The organism is Nitrobacter sp. (assembly GCF_051535235.1).
Classification (GTDB): Bacteria; Pseudomonadota; Alphaproteobacteria; order Rhizobiales; family Xanthobacteraceae; genus Nitrobacter.
Window position 1 is genome coordinate 66631 of sequence record NZ_JBPPLZ010000003.1, and the last position, 19815, is coordinate 86445.

11 protein-coding genes and 1 tRNA gene are annotated in these 19815 nt (G+C 62.8%); 11 read left to right on the forward strand and 1 reads right to left on the reverse strand.

The window, feature by feature from the left end; translation table 11 throughout:
• Window positions 1-56: 56 nt before the first annotated feature.
• The 10 genes from rplK (at window position 57) to ACS3WA_RS05030 (ending at window position 16865) form a co-directional block, all read left to right on the forward strand.
• On the forward strand, window positions 57-485 hold the full coding sequence (rplK, locus tag ACS3WA_RS04985; protein ID WP_079446311.1) for a 50S ribosomal protein L11: 429 nt from the start codon (window positions 57-59) through the stop codon (window positions 483-485).
• Window positions 486-490: 5 nt separating this feature from the next.
• Complete coding sequence (rplA, locus tag ACS3WA_RS04990) at window positions 491-1183, forward strand: 50S ribosomal protein L1 (RefSeq protein WP_438277461.1); 693 nt, start codon at window positions 491-493, stop codon at window positions 1181-1183.
• 717 nt (window positions 1184-1900) lie between these two features.
• Window positions 1901-2419: a 50S ribosomal protein L10 gene (gene rplJ, locus ACS3WA_RS04995; RefSeq protein ID WP_438277462.1), complete on the forward strand. Its 519-nt coding sequence runs from the start codon at window positions 1901-1903 to the stop codon at window positions 2417-2419.
• A 53-nt stretch (window positions 2420-2472) separates the two neighbouring features.
• Window positions 2473-2850 (forward strand): 50S ribosomal protein L7/L12, encoded by a 378-nt coding sequence (gene rplL / locus ACS3WA_RS05000; RefSeq protein ID WP_438277463.1) that lies wholly within the window; start codon window positions 2473-2475, stop codon window positions 2848-2850.
• 534 nt (window positions 2851-3384) lie between these two features.
• The gene (rpoB, locus tag ACS3WA_RS05005; protein ID WP_438277464.1) at window positions 3385-7524 is read left to right on the forward strand and encodes a DNA-directed RNA polymerase subunit beta; all 4140 of its coding nucleotides are present in this window, start codon (window positions 3385-3387) and stop codon (window positions 7522-7524) included.
• A 173-nt stretch (window positions 7525-7697) separates the two neighbouring features.
• A complete protein-coding gene (gene rpoC / locus ACS3WA_RS05010) occupies window positions 7698-11897 on the forward strand; it encodes a DNA-directed RNA polymerase subunit beta' (protein WP_438277465.1) in 4200 nt (1399 codons plus the stop codon).
• Window positions 11898-12189: 292 nt separating this feature from the next.
• Window positions 12190-14235: an FAD-dependent oxidoreductase gene (locus tag ACS3WA_RS05015; RefSeq protein WP_438277466.1), complete on the forward strand. Its 2046-nt coding sequence runs from the start codon at window positions 12190-12192 to the stop codon at window positions 14233-14235.
• Window positions 14236-14357: 122 nt separating this feature from the next.
• A complete protein-coding gene (locus tag ACS3WA_RS05020) occupies window positions 14358-16355 on the forward strand; it encodes an ABC transporter ATP-binding protein (RefSeq protein ID WP_438277467.1) in 1998 nt (665 codons plus the stop codon).
• A gap of 122 nt (window positions 16356-16477) precedes the next feature.
• Window positions 16478-16551, forward strand: a tRNA-Gly gene (locus ACS3WA_RS05025).
• Between the two features lie 56 nt (window positions 16552-16607).
• Window positions 16608-16865 carry a PilZ domain-containing protein gene (locus ACS3WA_RS05030; RefSeq protein WP_438277468.1) on the forward strand — a complete coding sequence of 86 codons (258 nt, stop codon included), beginning with the start codon at window positions 16608-16610 and terminating at the stop codon, window positions 16863-16865.
• Window positions 16866-16986: 121 nt separating this feature from the next.
• Here the strand turns inward: ACS3WA_RS05030 and ACS3WA_RS05035 are convergent, their stop codons facing one another.
• Entirely contained in the window at window positions 16987-18183 is a 1197-nt protein-coding gene (locus ACS3WA_RS05035) for an FAD-dependent monooxygenase (RefSeq protein ID WP_438277469.1), read from the reverse strand.
• A gap of 185 nt (window positions 18184-18368) precedes the next feature.
• Here ACS3WA_RS05035 and ACS3WA_RS05040 point away from each other — a divergent pair, with 185 nt between their 5' ends.
• Window positions 18369-19508, forward strand: a complete 1140-nt coding sequence (locus tag ACS3WA_RS05040; protein ID WP_438277470.1) for a GNAT family N-acetyltransferase — start codon at window positions 18369-18371, stop codon at window positions 19506-19508.
• The last annotated feature ends 307 nt before the right edge of the window (window positions 19509-19815 follow it).

Sequence of the window (19815 nt, forward strand, 5' to 3'; positions counted from 1 at the left end):
CCCGCACCACGGTCTCTGAAGGCCCGGAATTGTCCGGGCCATTGAAGGAGTGACGCATGGCAAAGAAAGTGACCGGATACCTGAAATTGCAGGTGCCGGCCGGTGCGGCGAACCCGTCGCCACCGATCGGCCCCGCGCTTGGTCAGCGCGGCCTCAACATCATGGAATTCTGCAAGGCGTTCAACGCCCAGACGCAGAAGGAAGAAAAGAACACGCCGATTCCGGTGGTGATCACGATCTATGCCGATCGTTCCTTCACCTTCGAGATGAAGACCCCGCCGATGTCCTACTTCCTCAAGCAGGCGGCGAAGATCCAGTCCGGCTCCAAGGCGCCGGGACGTGATTCCGCCGGCAAGGTGACCAAGGCGCAGGTGCGCGAGATCGCCGAGAAGAAGATGAAGGACCTCAATTGCGACACCGTCGAATCGGCCATGAGCATGGTCGAGGGCTCCGCCCGCTCGATGGGCCTTCAGGTGGCGGAGTAACCAACATGGCAACCGGAAAACGTTTGAAGAAGGCTCGCGAAGGCATTGATCGTGAGAAGCTTTATCCGATCGCCGAGGCCATCAAACTGGTCAAGGAGCGCGCCAAATCGAAGTTCGACGAGACCATCGAGATCGCGATGAATCTCGGCGTCGATCCGCGCCACGCCGACCAGATGGTTCGCGGTGTGGTCAGCCTGCCGAACGGCAGTGGCCGCACGCTGCGCGTCGGCGTGTTCGCGCGTGGCGCCAAGGCCGACGAAGCCAAGGCCGCCGGAGCCGACGTCGTCGGCGCGGAAGACCTCGTTGAAAAGGTGCAGGGCGGCACGATCGACTTCGATCGCTGCATCGCCACGCCGGACATGATGCCGCTGGTCGGTCGGCTCGGAAAGGTGCTCGGCCCGCGCGGCATGATGCCGAATCCGAAGATCGGTACCGTGACCATGGACGTCGCCGGGGCCGTGAAGGGCGCCAAGGGTGGCTCGGTGGAATTCCGCGTCGAGAAGGCCGGCATCGTGCAGGCCGGGATCGGCAAGGCCTCGTTCTCGGAGGAGAAACTCGTCGAGAACATCAAGGCGTTGGCGGACGCGGTGGCGAAGGCAAAGCCCGCCGGCGCCAAGGGCACCTATATCCAGCGCATCGCGGTGTCCTCGACCATGGGTCCGGGCGTCAAGGTCGAGCCGGGAACCGTGCTCGGCTGAGGCCGGGAATCGCTTACGACAAGCGAGGCGGGATCGGACCTTCCGGACCCGCCTTTTTTATTTTGCGACCGTTCGATGCCTGACCGGGCCGGCCTGCCGTGGCTGCCGACGCGAGATGCGATATTTTGTCCGGATCGAAAGCTGGCCGGAAAATTGCATGATTTGGGACTTGGCAACGCAGCAAAGATTGGTTAAACACCGCGCTCCGGACATGCTGGCTTGCGCTCGCATGTCCGTGTTCGCATTCCAAAAATCCAACGAGATAGGAGCCTTTGCCTTCCCGCATGTCCATTTGGATGGTTCGGGAGGACAGAGCATCAATCTGGCTGGGACAACGGTGCGGACGGGGGTCTTCGGTCGTCCCGTCAGGGATGACGTTGTCGACCCCATCCTGTCCGAGACTGCAGGCGCCCGCGGCGAACGCAAGTTGGTCCAACGGCTTAATCGCATGGCCTGCATAGACGGGTGAAGACCGGATTTCGCTTTCCGTGCCACGAGCGGAAGGCAGCAGATTGGGTTCGAACCTCGACACCCCGTGCCCTTTGGCCGTGAGGCCGCTGGACGCGGGAGGGCAGGCTACTGAATGTCGTCACGCCCGGCGTGTCTTGAGACCGGTATCCCGAAGCCGGTCTCGGGATCAGGATCCGGGCTGGACGATGGGTATAACCCGGCGGTCCCAGCCTCGAGGCGAAGGCCGCCAAACGGAAAGAGCTTGCTGTGGAACGAGCGGCAAAAAAAGAAGCGGTCGAACAGCTCAACGAGACTTTCAAGTCTACGGGCGTCGCGATCGTTGCTCACTATTCCGGCCTCACGGTGGCCCAGATGCAGACCCTGCGCAAGCAGATGAAGCAGGCGGGTGCGTCGGTGAAGGTCTCGAAGAACCGTCTCGCCAAAATCGCTCTTGAAGGCACAGACGTCGTTGCCATAGGCGCCCTTTTGAAGGGCCCGACCGTGATCGCGACTTCCAGCGATCCGGTGGCGGCGCCGAAGGTCGCCGTCGAATTCGCCAAGACGAACGAGAACTTCGTCGTGCTCGGCGGCTCGATGGGCAAAACCGTTCTGGACGTGAACGGAGTGAAGGCGCTCGCCTCGCTGCCGTCCCTCGACGAACTGCGCGGCAAGCTGGTCGGCCTTCTGGTCGCGCCGGCCACCAAGATCGCCCAGCTCTCGACGGCGCCCGCGGCCAAGCTCGCGCGCGTTGTCCAGGCCTATGCCTCGAAGGGCGAAGCGGCGTAGGCCCTTCGTCAAGTCAATCTGGTTCGAACCGAATACGTTAAAGGAATATATCGATGGCTGATCTGCAGAAGATTGTTGACGACCTCTCGGCGCTGACCGTGCTCGAGGCTGCCGAACTGGCGAAGCTGCTCGAAGAGAAGTGGGGCGTGTCGGCCGCCGCTGCCGTGGCTGTCGCCGCTGCGCCGGGCGCCGGCGGTGGCGCTCCGGCCGCTGAAGAGAAGACCGAGTTTACCGTCGTGCTCGCCTCGGCCGGTGACAAGAAGATCGAGGTCATCAAGGAGGTTCGCGCCATCACCGGGCTCGGCCTCAAGGAAGCCAAGGATCTGGTCGAAGGTGCGCCGAAGCCGGTCAAGGAAGGCGTTGCCAAGGACGAAGCCGAGAAGATCAAGGGCCAGCTCGAGAAGGCCGGCGCCAAGGTCGAACTCAAGTAACGGGTTACACGAGCGATCCCCGGAACTGGCGGAAGTTTTGTTCCGGGGGTACTTCACCAAGGGCCCGATGGTCGAAGCGCGGGCATGACGCGGTGAGGTGAACGGGATTCCCGGATGGGCGCGATCCGATCGCGCTCGGCGGGTGCAGCCGCCGGACCCGTTCCGGCTGGTTGTACACAGGAAAGTGTGGAGAGGCGGGGGAGCCACCCCTCGAATTTCCACGATGGCCATCCCATATTGGGGCGGCAGCACGAAAGCACAGCGAATGGCGGGAACGGCGGCGTTCTCTCATAAGCTGTTGGGAGAGCAGCGATTTCGGGCTTTTTCGGTCCGTTCGGAGATGGGTTTGACGAGCTGGGTGTACGCATGCACCCCGCGCGTCGTTTTGCGTTCTGCGAGCCTGGCGTTCCAGTTCAGGATTGAAGTCCTGATATTTGCGTTCCGCTCCTGAGAGCGTTCCAAGATTCACCCCGGGGCGATGCCAATCGCGCTTCGGAAGGTTTGCCCCCACGGGCGACGACATGAGAGGCCACGATGGTGCAGCAGACGTTCACCGGTCGCAAGCGGGTTCGCAAGTTCTTCGGGCATATCCGGGAAGTCGCCGAGATGCCGAACCTGATCGAGGTTCAGAAGGCGTCCTACGACCAGTTCCTGATGGTCGAAGAGCCGCCCGGCGGCCGGCTCGACGAAGGCCTCCAGGCGGTCTTCAAGTCGGTGTTTCCGATCAACGACTTTTCCGGCACCTCGCAGCTCGAATTCGTGCGTTACGAATTCGAGGCGCCGAAGTATGACGTCGACGAGTGCCGCCAGCGCGGCATGACCTATGCCGCCCCGCTGAAGGTGACGCTGCGCCTCATCGTGTTCGATATCGACGAGGAAACCGGCGCGAAGTCGGTGAAGGACATCAAGGAACAGGACGTCTACATGGGCGACATTCCGCTCATGACCATGAACGGCACCTTCGTCGTCAACGGCACCGAGCGCGTCATCGTCTCGCAGATGCATCGTTCACCCGGCGTGTTCTTCGATCACGACAAGGGCAAGACCCATTCGTCCGGCAAGCTGCTGTTCGCCGCGCGCGTCATCCCCTACCGCGGCTCGTGGCTCGACATCGAGTTCGACGCCAAGGACATCGTGTTCGCGCGCATCGACCGCCGCCGCAAGATTCCGGTGACGTCGCTGATGTTCGCCCTCGGCCTCGACGGCGAGGAGATCCTGAGCACGTTCTACAAGAAGATCATCTACAAGCGCGCCAAGTCCGGCGGCAATCCGGAGGGCTGGCGCGTGCCCTACGATCCGGCGCGCTTCCGCGGCTACAGCACCATCAACGACCTGATCGACGCCGATAGCGGCAAGGTCGTGCTCGAGGCCGGCAAGAAGCTCACGGTCCGCGCCGCCCGCCAGCTCCAGGAGAAGGGGCTGAAGGCGCTGCGCCTGAGCGACGAGGAGCTGATCGGCATGTATCTCGCCGAGGATCTCGTCAATCCGAAGACCGGCGAAATCTATGCCGAAGCCGGCGAGGAAATTACCGAGAAGTCGATGAAGGCGCTGAACGAGCACGGCTACAAGGAGTTGCCGCTGCTCGACATCGACCATGTCAATGTCGGCCCCTACATCCGCAACACGTTGAACGCCGACAAGAACATGACGCGCGAGGACGCGCTGTTCGACATCTACCGCGTGATGCGCCCGGGCGAGCCGCCGACGCTGGATTCGGCGCAGAACATGTTCCAGTCGCTGTTCTTCGACAGCGAGCGCTATGACCTGTCCGCGGTCGGCCGCGTCAAGATGAACATGCGCCTCGACCTCGATGCGCCGGACACCTATCGCACGCTGCGCAAGGAAGACATCCTGGCCGTCATCAAGACGCTGGTCGACCTGCGCGACGGCAAGGGCGAGATCGACGACATCGACCATCTCGGCAACCGGCGCGTCCGTTCGGTCGGCGAGCTGATGGAAAACCAGTACCGCATCGGCCTGTTGCGCATGGAGCGCGCCATCAAGGAGCGCATGTCTTCGGTCGATATCGATACCGTGATGCCGCAGGACCTGATCAACGCCAAGCCCGCGGCCGCCGCGGTGCGGGAGTTCTTTGGTTCGTCGCAGCTCTCGCAGTTCATGGACCAGACCAATCCGCTGTCGGAGATCACCCACAAGCGGCGGCTCTCGGCGCTCGGACCGGGCGGCCTGACCCGCGAGCGCGCCGGCTTCGAGGTGCGCGACGTGCATCCGACGCATTACGGCCGCATCTGCCCGATCGAGACCCCGGAAGGTCCGAACATCGGCCTGATCAACTCGCTGGCGACGTTCGCGCGCGTCAACAAGTATGGCTTCGTCGAGACGCCCTATCGCAAGGTGAAGGACGGCCGCGTCACCGACGAGGTGGTCTATCTCTCGGCGATGGAGGAGGGCCGCTATCACGTCGCGCAGGCCAACCTGCCGCTCGACAACCGCGGCCGTTTCACCGAGGACCTCGTGGTTTGCCGCCATGCCGGCGAGGTGCTGCCGGTGACGCCGGACAAGGTCGACTTCATGGACGTGTCGCCGAAGCAGCTCGTCTCGGTCGCCGCGGCGCTGATCCCGTTCCTGGAGAACGACGACGCCAACCGCGCGCTGATGGGTTCGAACATGCAGCGTCAGGCGGTGCCGCTGGTGCGCGCCGAAGCGCCGTTCGTCGGCACCGGCATGGAAGGCGTGGTCGCCCGCGACTCGGGCGCTGCGATCGCGGCGCGCCGCTCCGGCGTGATCGACCAGATCGACGCCACCCGCGTCGTCATCCGCGCCACCGAGGATCTCGATCCGACCAAGTCGGGCGTCGATATCTACCGGCTCATGAAGTACCAGCGCTCGAACCAGTCGACCTGCATCAACCAGCGTCCGCTGGTGAAGGTCGGCGACATCGTCAGGAAAGGCGACATCATCGCCGACGGTCCGTCGACCGATCTCGGCGAACTCGCGCTCGGCCGCAACGTGCTGGTCGCGTTCATGCCGTGGAACGGCTACAACTTCGAAGACTCGATCCTGCTCTCCGAGCGGATCGTCAAGGAGGACGTCTTCACCTCGATCCACATCGAGGAATTCGAGGTGATGGCCCGCGACACCAAGCTGGGGCCTGAGGAAATCACCCGCGACATTCCCAACGTCTCGGAAGAGGCGCTGAAGAACCTCGACGAAGCCGGCATCGTCTACATCGGCGCGGAAGTGCGCGCCGGCGACATCCTGGTCGGCAAGATCACGCCGAAGGGCGAAAGCCCGATGACGCCGGAAGAAAAGCTCTTGCGCGCCATCTTCGGCGAGAAGGCCTCCGATGTCCGCGACACCTCCTTGCGCGTGCCTCCGGGCGTGCAGGGCACGATCGTGGAGGTCCGTGTGTTCAACCGTCACGGCGTCGACAAGGACGAGCGCGCGCTGGCGATCGAGCGCGAGGAGATCGAGCGCCTCGCCAAGGACCGCGACGACGAGCAGGCGATTCTCGACCGCAACGTCTACGGCCGTCTCGCCGACCTGCTCGAAAACCGCCAGGGCATCGCCGGACCGAAGGGCTTCAAGAAGGACACCAAGATCACCCGCTCGGTGCTCGAGGAATATCCGAAGTCGCAGTGGTGGCTGTTCGCCTCGCCGAACGACAAGCTGATGGCCGAGATCGAGGCCATGCGCAAGCAGTACGACGAGTCGAAGAAGGGCCTCGAACAGCGCTTCCTCGACAAGGTCGAGAAGCTGCAGCGTGGCGACGAATTGCCTCCGGGCGTGATGAAGATGGTCAAGGTCTTCGTCGCGGTGAAGCGCAAGATTCAGCCGGGCGACAAGATGGCGGGCCGCCACGGCAACAAGGGCGTGGTGTCGAAGATCGTTCCGATCGAGGACATGCCGTTCCTCGAGGACGGCACCCATGCCGACATCGTGCTCAACCCGCTCGGCGTGCCCTCGCGCATGAACGTCGGCCAGATTCTCGAAACGCATCTCGGCTGGGCCTGCGCGGGCCTCGGCAGGCGGATCGGGCAGGCCGTCGATGCCTATCTCGCCAGCGCGAAGCAGGAAACCAAGCCGCTGAAGGAGACGCTCAAGAAGGTCTACGGCGACAACGAGACGATCAAGTCGCTCAACGATCATGAGCTTGTCGAGCTTGGCCGCAATCTCAGCCGCGGCGTGCCGATCGCGACGCCGGTGTTCGACGGCGCCAAGGAAACCGACATCGAGCAGATGCTCGAACTGGCCGGCATGGACAAGTCGGGCCAGTCCACCGTCTATGACGGACGGACCGGCGACCCGTTCGATCGCAAGGTGACGGTGGGCTACATCTACATGCTCAAGCTGCATCACCTCGTGGACGACAAGATCCATGCGCGCTCGATCGGGCCTTACTCGCTCGTCACCCAGCAGCCGCTGGGCGGCAAGGCGCAGTTCGGCGGCCAGCGTTTCGGCGAAATGGAGGTGTGGGCGCTGGAGGCTTACGGCGCGGCGTACACGCTCCAGGAAATGCTGACGGTGAAGTCCGACGACGTCGCGGGCCGCACCAAGGTCTACGAGGCGATCGTGCGCGGCGACGACACCTTCGAGGCCGGCATTCCGGAATCGTTCAACGTGCTGGTCAAGGAAATGCGCTCGCTGGGCCTGAATGTCGATCTGCACAATTCCAAGATCGGCGGCGCGACGCCTGCGGAGGCGGCGGAGTAACGCTTGTTTCACCTCTCCCGCTTGCGGGGGAGGTCGCCGGACGAATGTTTGGCGGGTGGGGGCTCTGGCCAATCGGCCCCCTCCCTTAACCCTCCCCCGGCAAGCGGGAGAGGGAACAGGCCCAAGTTTAACCGACCCGCGGAGTTCGCTCCAACGGTGTCGAGGAGAACACCATGAACCAAGAGATCATGAATCTTTTCAATCCGACGACGCCGGCTCAGGTCTTCGACCAGATCCGGATTTCGATCGCGTCGCCGGAGAAAATTCTGTCGTGGTCCTACGGCGAGATCAAGAAGCCGGAGACCATCAACTACCGCACCTTCAAGCCGGAGCGCGACGGCCTGTTCTGCGCCCGCATCTTCGGGCCGATCAAGGACTACGAATGCCTGTGCGGCAAGTACAAGCGCATGAAGTACAAGGGCATCATCTGCGAGAAGTGCTCGGTGGAGGTGACGCTGTCGCGCGTGCGGCGCGAGCGCATGGGCCACATCGAACTGGCCGCGCCGGTTGCCCACATCTGGTTTTTGAAATCGCTGCCCTCGCGCATCGGCCTTCTGCTCGACATGACGCTGAAGGACCTCGAGCGTATCCTCTATTTCGAATATTACGTCGTTCTCGAGCCGGGCCTCACCGCGCTCAAGGACCGGCAGTTGCTGTCGGAAGAGGAATACCTCCGCGCGCAGGACGAGTACGGCCAGGACAGCTTCACCGCCATGATCGGCGCGGAAGCGATCCGCGAGTTGCTGAAGGGACTTGATCTCGAAAAGCTCGAAGCGGAACTGCGCGCCGAAATGCAGGCGACGGAGTCCGATATCCGGCACAAGAAGCTCGCCAAGCGGTTGAAGATCGTCGAGGCCTTCCGCTTCTCCGGCAACAAGCCGGAGTGGATGATCCTCACCGTGGTGCCGGTGATCCCCCCGGACCTGCGTCCGCTGGTGCCGCTCGACGGCGGTCGTTTCGCCACCTCCGACCTCAACGATCTGTATCGCCGCGTCATCAACCGCAACAACCGCCTGAAGCGGCTGATGGAACTGCGCGCGCCGGACATCATCATCCGCAATGAGAAGCGCATGCTTCAGGAAGCGGTCGATGCGCTGTTCGACAACGGCCGCCGCGGCCGCGTCATCACCGGCGCCAACAAGCGGCCGCTGAAGTCGCTCGCCGACATGTTGAAGGGCAAGCAGGGGCGCTTCCGGCAGAACCTGCTCGGCAAGCGCGTCGATTATTCCGGCCGTTCGGTCATCGTCGTCGGTCCCGAGCTCAAGCTGCACCAGTGCGGCCTGCCCAAGAAGATGGCGCTCGAGTTGTTCAAGCCGTTCATCTATTCGCGGCTCGACGCCAAGGGTCTGTCCACCACGGTGAAGCAGGCGAAGAAGCTGGTCGAGAAGGAGCGTCCCGAGGTCTGGGACATTCTCGATGAGGTCATCCGCGAGCATCCGGTGCTGCTGAACCGCGCGCCGACCTTGCATCGTCTCGGCATTCAGGCGTTCGAGCCGGTGCTGATCGAGGGCAAGGCGATCCAGCTTCACCCGCTGGTCTGCGCCGCCTTCAACGCCGACTTCGATGGCGACCAGATGGCCGTGCACGTTCCGCTGTCGCTCGAGGCGCAACTCGAGGCGCGCGTGCTGATGATGTCGACCAACAACATCCTGCATCCGGCAAACGGCCAGCCGATCATCGTGCCCAGCCAGGATATCGTGCTCGGTCTCTACTATCTCTCGATCATGCGCGAGGGTCTGCCCGGCGAGGGCAAGGTGTTCGGCGACATGGCCGAGCTGGAGCACGCGCTGTACTCCAAGGTCATCCACCTGCACACCAGGATCAAGTATCGCTGGGATGTGATCGGCGAGGATGGCGAATCCACCAAGCGGCTGATCGAAACCACCGCCGGCCGCGTCATGCTCGGCCAGGTGCTGCCGAAGTCGCCGAAGATCTCGTTCGACGTCATCAACAAGCTGATGACGAAGCGGGAAATCTCCGGCGTGATCGATCAGGTCTATCGCCACTGCGGTCAGAAGGAGACGGTGATCTTCTGCGACCGGATCATGGCACTCGGCTTCTACAACGCGTTCAAGGCCGGCATCTCGTTCGGCAAGGACGACATGGTCGTTCCGCATGGCAAGTGGAAGATCGTCGATACCACGCGCACGCTGGCGAAGGATTTCGAGCAGCAGTACAACGACGGCCTGATCACCCATGGCGAGAAGTACAACAAGGTCGTCGACGCCTGGTCCAAGGCGACGGAAGAAATCGCCAAGGAGATGATGAAGGAAATCTCGGCGGTCAAGAAAAGCTCCAAGGGCGTCGAGGCGCAGGTCAACTCGATCTACATGATGGCGCATTCGGGCGCGCGCGGTTCGCCGGCCCAGATGCGGCAGCTCGCCGGCATGCGCGGCCTGATGGCCAAGCCCTCGGGCGAGATCATCGAGACGCCGATCATCTCCAACTTCAAGGAAGGGCTGTCGGTTCTCGAATACTTCAACTCGACCCACGGCGCCCGCAAGGGCCTCGCGGACACCGCGTTGAAGACCGCGAATTCGGGCTACCTGACCCGCCGTCTGGTCGACGTCGCGCAGGACTGCATCATCACGCAGGACGACTGCGGCACCAAGCTCGGCATCAAGATGCGCGCCATCGTCGACGCCGGCACGGTCGTGGCGTCGCTGGGATCGCGTATCCTGGGCCGCACGGCGTGCGAGGACATTCGCGATCCTGCGAGCAACAAGGTACTGGTCAAGCGCAACACCTTGATGGAGGAAAGCCATGTCGACCAGATCTCGAAGGCCGGCATCCAGGAGGTCAAGATCCGCTCGGCACTGACCTGCGAACTGGTCAACGGCATCTGCGGCAAGTGCTACGGCCGCGATCTGGCCCGCGGCACGCCGGTCAATCACGGCGAGGCGGTCGGCGTCATCGCGGCGCAGTCGATCGGCGAGCCCGGCACGCAGCTCACGATGCGCACGTTCCACATTGGCGGCGCGGCGCAGATCAATGAGCAGTCGGTGATCGAGTCGAATTTCGACGGCAAGATCGCGATCAGGAACAGGGCGATCGCGAGAAACGGCGAAGGTCAACTGGTTGCCATGGTGCGCAACATGGTTGTCGCCGTGGTCGACGCGGACGGCAGCGAGCGTGCGACGCACCGCATCCAGTACGGCGCGCGCATGCATGTCGACGAGGGCGATCAGGTCAAGCGCGGCCAGCGCATCGCCGAGTGGGATCCGTACACCCGGCCGGTTCTGACCGAGGTGGAGGGCACCATCGGATTCGAGGACCTGATCGAAGGTCAGTCGATCTCCGAAACGCTCGACGAATCCACCGGCATCGCCAAGCGCATTGTCATCGACTGGCGCGGCACGCGCGGCGGGGCCGATCTGCGCCCGGCCATCGTGATCAAGGGCAAGGACGGCAAGGTGCTGAAGCTCGCACGCGGCGGCGACGCCCGCTACATGCTGTCGGTCGACGCCATTCTGTCGGTCGACGTCGGCGCCAAGGTGAAGCCGGGCGACATTCTTGCGCGTATCTCGACCGAGAGCGCCAAGACCCGCGACATCACCGGCGGTCTGCCGCGGGTGGCCGAACTGTTCGAGGCCCGCAGGCCGAAGGACGCGGCCATCATCGCGGAAATCGCCGGCACCATCCGCTTCGGCCGCGACTACAAGAACAAGCGCCGCATCTCCATCGAGCCGGTCGACAAGGAAGAGGAGGCTCGCGAGTACCTCATTCCGAAGGGCAAGCACATCCATCTGCAGGATGGCGACATCGTCGAGAAGGGAGACTTTATCGTCGAGGGCAATCCGGCGCCGCACGACATCCTGGCGATCAAGGGCATCGAGGAACTCGCCGCCTATCTGGTCAACGAAATCCAGGAGGTCTACCGGCTGCAGGGCGTGCTCATCAACGACAAGCACATCGAGGTGATTGTCCGTCAGATGCTGCAGAAGGTCGAGATTACCGATCAGGGCGAGACCGACATGATCTCGGGCGAGCAGATCGACAAGATCGAGTTCGACAGGATCAACGCCAAGGCCAGGGAAGAAGGCAAGAAGGTCGCGACGGGAACGCCGGTCCTTCTCGGCATCACCAAGGCCAGCTTGCAGACCCGCTCGTTCTTCTCGGCGGCGTCGTTCCAGGAGACCACGCGCGTGCTCACCGAGGCCGCCGTCAACGGCAAGGTGGACCCGCTCGAGGGCCTCAAGGAAAACGTCATCGTCGGCCGGCTGATCCCGGCGGGCACCGGCGCCTCGATGGCCAAGATCCGCGAAGTCGCGGTCAAGCGCGACAAGCTGATTCTCGACGAACGCGAGAAGCAGGCTGCGATCGTGCCGTCCGCCCCGGAGGCCGAACCGCTGGCGCTCCCGCCAGCGGAGTAGGAATCGCCTGATCTCACGCGAAAAAGGCCGGTGCTGTCCGGCCTTTTTTGCGTTGCGCGGTGTCCGGCGTGCTTTTTTCGGCGAGGCTCGGTTTGTTCATCTTCCCTTCATGTGGAAAGGGCTTTTTCTAAGTTGGCCACCAGACTCAAGAATCGAATAGGGCGGCAGGTAACAAATGAGGGACGGGAAGCCGACGTTTCCTCCCATGGGCTGAACGTCGCTGGCCGCGGTAGCCAGAGAAAGGCCGGGTCCGGGCTGCGAAAGCGCCAGGCGCGGATGTCGAAAGAAGAATATGCTTGATCTTGCGATTGTTGGTGGCGGCCCTGGCGGGCTGATGAGTGCCTGGCACCTCAGGAAAAAGCTCGGAGAACTGTGTCGCGTCACCATCTTCGAGGCTTCCGACCGCCTCGGCGGCAAGCTGCTGACCCGCAAGTTCGAGACCGCGCCGGCGATGTACGAGGCGGGCGTCGCGGAGATCTATGACTACTCGATGACCGGGCCGGACCCGTTGCGCGAACTGATCCAGCATTTCGGATTGCAGACGATTCCGATGGATGCCGGGCAGGTGCAACTCGACGGCGAGTTGCTCGACGACGTTTCCGGCATGCGCCGCAAATATGGCGCGCGAACCGCCGATGCCATCGAGGCCTTCCGCAAGCGCTGCGCCGAGATGATGTCGCCGATTGCGTATTATGAAGGCGCGCGCGACAACGAGCATCCCTGGGCGTTCATGACGGCGGAGGAATTGCTCGACAAGGAGGTCGCCGACCCCGTCGCCAGGCGCTTCTTCAAGGTGATGGCGCGCTCCGATCTCGCCACCGAGAGCCATAACACCAACGGACTGAATGCGCTCAAGAACTTCGTGATGGATGTGGACGGCTATATCGGCCTGTATTCGATCCAGAACGGCAACGAGCAGTTGATCGATTGCCTGAGGTCGGAGGTCGATGCGGACATCCAGTTCAATCACCGCGTCCTCAAGGTCGGCAAGACGCAGGCCGGCCGTTATCAGCTCAACATGATGAACGGCAAGGGACCGGAGACCCGCGACTTCGATCTGGTCATCATGTGTCTGCCCCATAGCTGGCTCGCGACGGTGGGATGGGACGGCGAGCAGTTGCGCAAGTCGATGGTCAAGCACGTCGCCTACTTCGATCGGCCGGCGCATTACCTGCGCGTGTCGGTGCTGTTCGACGAACCGTTCTGGGGCGAGAAGATTTCCGGCGCGTGGTTCATGTCCGAAGCCTTCGGCGGCTGCTGCGTTTACAACGAAGGCGCGCGACATAATGTCGGCCGTCACGGCGTGCTGAACTGGCTGATCGCCGGCTCCGATGCGCTGGCGTTCGCGAACCTCAGCGACAAGGAGTTGGTTGAGACGGCGCTGAAGTCGCTGCCGGCCTCGCTCGGCAACGCGCGCGCGCATTTCCTCGAAGGCAAGATCCATCGCTGGATGTCTTCGGTCAACGCGATTCCCGGCGGCCTTCCCGCGCGGGACGTGATGACCAACCATCGGCCCGAGCCGAAAGAGCATCCCGGACTGGTTCTGGTCGGCGACTATCTCTTCGATTCGACGCTCAACGGCCTGCTGGATTCATCGGATGCGGCGACCGACATCGTGGTCAGCGAGATGATGAAACTCCGCCGCGCCCGCGGCGGGAAAGGCGCCAGCGCCTTCGACCGGATCAACCGCGATTACTTCGAGAACTATCGCGGCCTTGGCCCTTATCGCGAGGTCTGGCAGCAGTTCAGCGATCCGGACTTCCTGATCGATTTGATCCGGATCGCCTGGAACAGGACGACGGACTGCAAGCTGCTGGTGGCGGGATCGGCGAGCGGTGAACTTGTTGGCGCGTTGCGCGCCCGCGGCATCGATGCCTGGGGCATCGAGAACAACCGCGCCATTCATGCGATGACGCCTGCGGCGTTGCAGAAGTTCAACCGGCTCGGTTCGATCGTCGACATGCCGTTCGAGGAAGGACAGTTCGATTTCGTCTACGAAACGAGCCTGTGCCATGTTCCGGAATCCCGGACGTTGCGGGCGGTTCGCGAACTCAATCGCGTCGTCAGGACCGGCCTGATTTTCGGCTCCGTCACCTCCGACATGAAGCCGACGCTGATCGACCGTTATGATCTGCTGCGTGGCGTGAAGAAGCTCGGTACCTGGTGGGAATGGTCGGAGATCTTTTTCAACAACGGGTTCGATCTCGCCATGAACCGCGAGGACCGCACCGACGAGTTGTGGGCCGCGGCCCTTGCCGCCGGCAAGGGACCGGATCAGTGGTACGCGGATTCCGAAAGCCTGCGTTACTGCCTGTTCGACAAGGTCGAGGACGCTTAAGTCCTCATCGGACGACCCCCGAACCTGCGCTGGCTTTGTTCGTGGAGTGTCTCGGATCGGTCAAATGACCTTCATTTTCATACGGCGGTCGAAACGGCCGTCCGCAACGGTAAAACCCGATCGTGCCCAAGGTGCCGCCGCTCGACGCTCCGCCCGCTCCCGATGATGCGGCACGGGTTCCGCCGGCCAACCCGCATGCCGCGGCCGGGCCGGCGCCGGTCTCGCCGCCGGGCAAACCTGTTGCGGCGCCTCATGCCTCTGTCGAGGATGACGAAGACGACGGCGACGAAAGCGAGGACGACGAACTCGACCTCGACGATGACGAGGATCTCGTTGTCTATACGGCGCGCGAGGCCGCCGGTGCGCTGGCGACGATCTACGCGTTCATCCGGCCCTCGCTCCGGAACTACCGGAAGGCGTTGGCGTTCGTCGGCTTCGGCCTGCTGATCGAGACGCTGTTCAACGTCATCATGCCGCTCAGCCTCAAATTCCTGATCGACGACGCGCTCGGCGAAGAGGATTTCGTCGTTCTGATGCGCATCCTGTCGGTGCTCGCGGTCGCCGGCATCGTCACCTCGCTGATTTCGATCTGGTATGAACGATGGGACGCATGGCTGTCGTCGTCGATCGTCTCGGAGGTACGGCAGCGGCTGTTCAATCACGTGCAGGATCTGCCGTCGGCATTTTTCGCGCGCATCCGGCGCGGGGAAATCCTGTCGCGCTTCTCCGTCGATCTTTCGGCATTCGAAGGCGCGACGAAGGCGCTCGCCAACACGGCGCTGCTTCCGGCGATGGAGCTGGTGGCGGGCATCGTTCTGATGCTGTTCCTGAGCTGGCCGCTGGCGGTGGTCGCGTTGCTGATCTTTCCGATCACGCTGATCGGTCCGCGTATCCTGACGCCGAAGGCGGTGCAGGCCAACTACGAGCAGAAGGTCAACGAGTCGGCGATCCTCGGCGTGGTTCAGGAAAACATCGCCGCGCAGGCCCTGGTCAAGGCCTTCAGTCTGCAGCGTCGCGCCCGCGGCTGGTTCACCGTCCGCAATGAGGAGACCAGAAAGAAGATCGCATCCTCCACCTTCCTGTCGAGCATGGTCGAGCGGTCGGTCACGATCGCCGTGCTGCTGCTGCATCTCGTCGTTCTCGGCATCGGCGCCTATCTCGCGACCAGCGGGCAGATCACGATCGGAACGTTCGTGACGTTCGAAAGCGCGTTCTGGGAAATCTCGTACAATATCGCCCATCTGATGTCCTATGTGCCGGTCTCGGTTCAGGCCGCGGCTGCCGTGCGTCACATGCAGGAGATGCTCGACGAACCGACGCGCGGCGTCGACCGCCCCGGCGCACCGGACCTGCCGCGCATCACCCATGACATCACCTTCGATCGCGTGACGTTCCGATACGAAAGCGCCGAGACACCGGTTCTCGACAACCTCAGTCTCAGGCTGGATGTCGGAAAGCGTATCGCGATCGTCGGACCGAGCGGCTCCGGCAAGAGCACGCTGCTCAATCTGATCCTGCGCCTCTATGTGCCGGACGAAGGCCGCGTCACCATCGACGGCGTCGATATCCGGAAGGTGACGCGCGAGTCGCTGCGATCGAGCATGGCGATCGTGTTCCAGGAGAACATGCTGTTCAACATGTCGATCCGCGAAAACATCCGTCTCGGCAAGGAAGACGCCAGCGACGCGGAGGTCGAGGCTGCGGCGAAAAAGGCCGAGATTCATCGCTTCATCATGAGCCTGCCCCGACGCTACGACACTGTCGTCGGCGAGCGCGGCGATACGCTGTCGGGCGGCCAGCGTCAGCGCATCGCGATTGCGCGCGCGATCGTGCGCGATCCATCGATCCTGTTGCTCGACGAGGCGACGTCCGCGCTCGACCAGACCACCGAAGCTGCGATCAATCGCACGCTTCTAAGGGTGTCCAAGGGACGCACCATGATCTTTTCGACCCATCGCCTGACCTCGGTTGTCGATATGGACGAGATCATCGTCATCAATGGCGGCCGGGCAGTCGAGCGAGGCTCACACTCGGAACTGATGAAGGGGCACGGGCTCTACCGCAAGCTCTGGGACGACCAGCGTCACGGGCATGATCACGGCGATAACGATGACGAGTAGGCGTTTCTGCCTATGAAATTATGCGATCGAAGTGAGGAAAAATTAATATCAAGTTTAGCCAATTTGCCTGTTTCATCGCGGCGTTGTTCGTTTCGCGCTTGCGGGATGATATATCCCGTTGTGCGGATGCAGCTCGATGGCCGAGCAACGGTTTTCCAGACTGAAGATGCAGGTTCGATTCCTGCCATCCGCTCCAGTCGCGCCAGGCGCGGATATAAAGGAGGATCGCGCGGAAGCGCGGGAACCGCACGCATGATCGATGCAGAGAAGAAGCGGCAGAGCCGCAAGTCGGTCCGGCAATCCGCATGGATCATTCTCGACGGCGGCTTCGCCAGGCGGCCATGTACTGTCATCGATCTGTCGGTGACGGGTGCCAAGATCGACGTCAACGACACCAGCGCGGCATCGGCCGGTTTCCAACTGACGTTCTCGCCCGATGCAAGAACCGGGCGTCGATGCCAGGCAGTCTGGCGCAGCGGAACGACGCTGGGCGTCAGGTTCATCGCCTAGACGTAGGCGAGCCAGTCGCGCTGGAGCATGATCCCGAAAAGTGGACGCCGGTTTTCGGAAAAGATCATGCTCAAACAAAAAGATAAGCGACGGGTCTGATCCAGCGCAGTTGAAACAGACTCTAGGCGGCTTTGCCTTCGGGCGATTCAGGGCGCGTCTGAGGTGCTGGTGTCGGCGTGCTTGGCCTGTGCGTCCGTCGCATCACGCCCTGAGCCAGCCGCCCTATGAAGCGCGCCCAGCGCCGTGCGCGCCAGGTCAGGCCATCGTCGATCGACAGCGAGCGAAGGTGCCAGGCCTTCGCGGCCGACCATGCGTCGCATTCCACCTTCACCGGATCGTCGTAGAACCTCTCGATCTTGGCGCGACCCATGCCTTCGGTGGCAAGCCATGTCGGGATATGGACGTTGCAAAGCCGTTCGACGTCGGTGAACACCTTGTCGGTGCCGGTGCCCGCGGCCGGGCACGACGTCGCGAAAGCGTCGCCGACGAGAACGACTCCGGCCTGCCGATGATTTTCCGTGACGTACAGATCCGCGGGCCGGATCTTGATCGGGCCGCCGACCCTGAAGCCGCCGGTCATGCGGTCGAAGCCGGGCATCATTGCGCTCATCGTCGCTTCGGGGTTTTCACGAAACGCGCGAAACCAGATATCGTCCATGGGTCGATAGACCATCAAGTTCGCCCGCATCACAGCCCCGATCGGAAACAGCGTCAGATAGGCCATGCGGTCAGCCGTTCGCTTCGGCCAGTAGGTCAGGGCCGGGAAGGGCAATGTCGGCTGGCCGGCCGGCGCAACGTCGAAGCCCAGCGTCACGGAATGACACTCGCTGATGACGCGACGCTGCAGGCCGAGCATGTGGCGCAAGCTGATGCTGAGACCGTTCGCGAGCACGATCAGCCGCGCGGAAATTTCCTCGCCATCCGCCAGCACCACGCGCTGGCGTTCGTCGCCGGTCGCGACCTCGACGACCTTGGTGTAAAGGATCTCAACGCCGGGCGGGATCAGAGCGCGTGTAGCATTGACGAACGTATCATACATCGCGCCGTGCTGATCGCTTGGCTTCTTCGCCACCACGAAACCGAACCGCGCTTCCCAGACCTCGCCATCGACGGTGGTCGATCGCAGGAGTTCATGCTCCAGTCCTGTCCTGCGCAATCGCGGAAGCTGCGTGCCGCCGATCTTTTCGCAGCGCAGATCGGGCGGATATGTGGTGTGCGGATCGATCATGATCGCGGCGATGCCCGCGCGGCCGAGCATCGCGGCGGTGGCCGATCCGGCCAGGCCGCCGCCCACGATCGCAATGTCGGTATAGCGCATACACAGGCCCTTGTTCCGCAGTGCTATCCTTGCGCCCCAAAAGGCAAAGAAACCTTGAAGGACATCGAGCGCTCGAAGCGGATCGGGCCGACTTAACTGAAAAGCAATGCCGGACCAACATTATGCTGCCCTGAGCGAGGATCGCCCAAGAGGGGACATCCCAAGGGGATCGGCCAAGGCCTCTGATGATTTCGGTAAACATTTGTTCACCAACCCTGGACCTCGCGGCGCCGTGGGACGATCTCGTCCGGCGGGCCTCTCCCAATGTATTCATGAATCCGGTCGCGCTGACTGTCGCCAACGAGACCGGCTTTGCGCGCATCCGGGTTCTGCTTGCGTGGGACGACAGCAGCGAGCCAGGCAAGCTGGTCGGCATGTGGGCCTTTCAGGTTCGCAGGATCTCGCGGTTGTGGCCAACCCTGCTTGAGGCATTGCCCTACAACTATGCCTTTCTCTCAAACCCTGTCGTGGATCCCGCTTTCGTTCGCGACGTCGTTCCGGCCTTCCTCTCGGCGATCCGCAACAGCCCCTCGCTGCCAAAGGTGATCGATCTGAAGTCGTTCGATGCCGAGGCCGAAAGCTTCGACATGCTTGTGAAGGCGCTGACGGAGCAGGGAAGGGCGCAACTCAGATTGTCCGAGAGCACGCGGCCTTTCGCGACTCCCGAGCTTGGCGTGAAACGGTCCGGCTCGACCCGGAAGAAGCTGCGGCAGGACTGGAACCGGCTCTCCGCCGCCGGCGTGGTCGATATCGTCAACACGGGAGCGCCGGACACAGCAGAGGCGTTCGAGACGTTCCTGAAGCTGGAAGCCGCAGGCTGGAAGGGCGCGCGCGGAACGGCCTTGCTGTGCGATGCCGCGGACGCGACCTTCGCCCGGCAGATGGTCGCCGCGCTCGCCGAACGCGGCAACGCCTCGGTGGCGCTGTTGCGCGTCGACGGGCGCGCCATCGCCGCGCAGGTGCTGATGTATTGCGGCGCTACGGCTTACACCTGGAAGACCGCATTCAGCCGGGACTACGCGAAATACTCGCCCGGCGCGCTGCTGATCGACAAGATCACGGACGACCTGTTTTCCTCGGGCGGGATCGTGGCGATCGATTCCTGTTCGCACGAACGAAGCTTCATGACCCAGTTCTGGGCGGGCCGACGGAGAATGGCCGATTTGCTCGTCGATGTCGGAGCGGAGAAATCGCTGGCGTTTTCGCTGGAGGCAGCCCGTCAGCGAGGCTACGGCTCTCTCCGCCGGCTTCGCGACCGGATCCGGGCCTGGTCCATGCCGGCCCCGCCCAAGAGCAAGAAGGTGAGTTTTGCCGCGCATCGCTAGGGTTTGCCGCCGCGTGCGCCGCCCCGGTGGCACCGAGTTGACTTATGGTCAACGCTATATCTTTATAAATATACCGACGCAACGCATCCTGAATGCATGTCTAGAAGTGTTCGAATATGTTTGGCGAAGCAGGCGAGGCAATATCGGATTGGTTGATTTAGCGGCGCAAACAGGCGCGACGAGTCGAAGCGCGACCCGACGCAGCTTGCCTTTGGTCTTGCAAAGACCGAAACTGCGGCCGCCGGTTCAACGCTCCTGAAAGAACCAGCGACCGGGGACCATGGCACAGAGACCAAAAAACGCCTTG

Excerpts from the sequence above, each read along its gene's own strand:
- ACS3WA_RS05040 (WP_438277470.1), top strand. The coding sequence starts at position 18,369 with ATGATTTCGGTAAACATTTGTTCACCAACCCTGGACCTCGCGGCGCCG.
- ACS3WA_RS05030 (WP_438277468.1), top strand. The coding sequence starts at position 16,608 with ATGATCGATGCAGAGAAGAAGCGGCAGAGCCGCAAGTCGGTCCGGCAA.
- rpoB (WP_438277464.1), top strand. The coding sequence starts at position 3,385 with ATGGTGCAGCAGACGTTCACCGGTCGCAAGCGGGTTCGCAAGTTCTTC.
- ACS3WA_RS05035 (WP_438277469.1), bottom strand. The coding sequence starts at position 18,183 with ATGCGCTATACCGACATTGCGATCGTGGGCGGCGGCCTGGCCGGATCG.
- rplA (WP_438277461.1), top strand. The coding sequence starts at position 491 with ATGGCAACCGGAAAACGTTTGAAGAAGGCTCGCGAAGGCATTGATCGT.
- ACS3WA_RS05015 (WP_438277466.1), top strand. The coding sequence starts at position 12,190 with ATGCTTGATCTTGCGATTGTTGGTGGCGGCCCTGGCGGGCTGATGAGT.
- rpoC (WP_438277465.1), top strand. The coding sequence starts at position 7,698 with ATGAACCAAGAGATCATGAATCTTTTCAATCCGACGACGCCGGCTCAG.
- rplK (WP_079446311.1), top strand. The coding sequence starts at position 57 with ATGGCAAAGAAAGTGACCGGATACCTGAAATTGCAGGTGCCGGCCGGT.
- rplL (WP_438277463.1), top strand. The coding sequence starts at position 2,473 with ATGGCTGATCTGCAGAAGATTGTTGACGACCTCTCGGCGCTGACCGTG.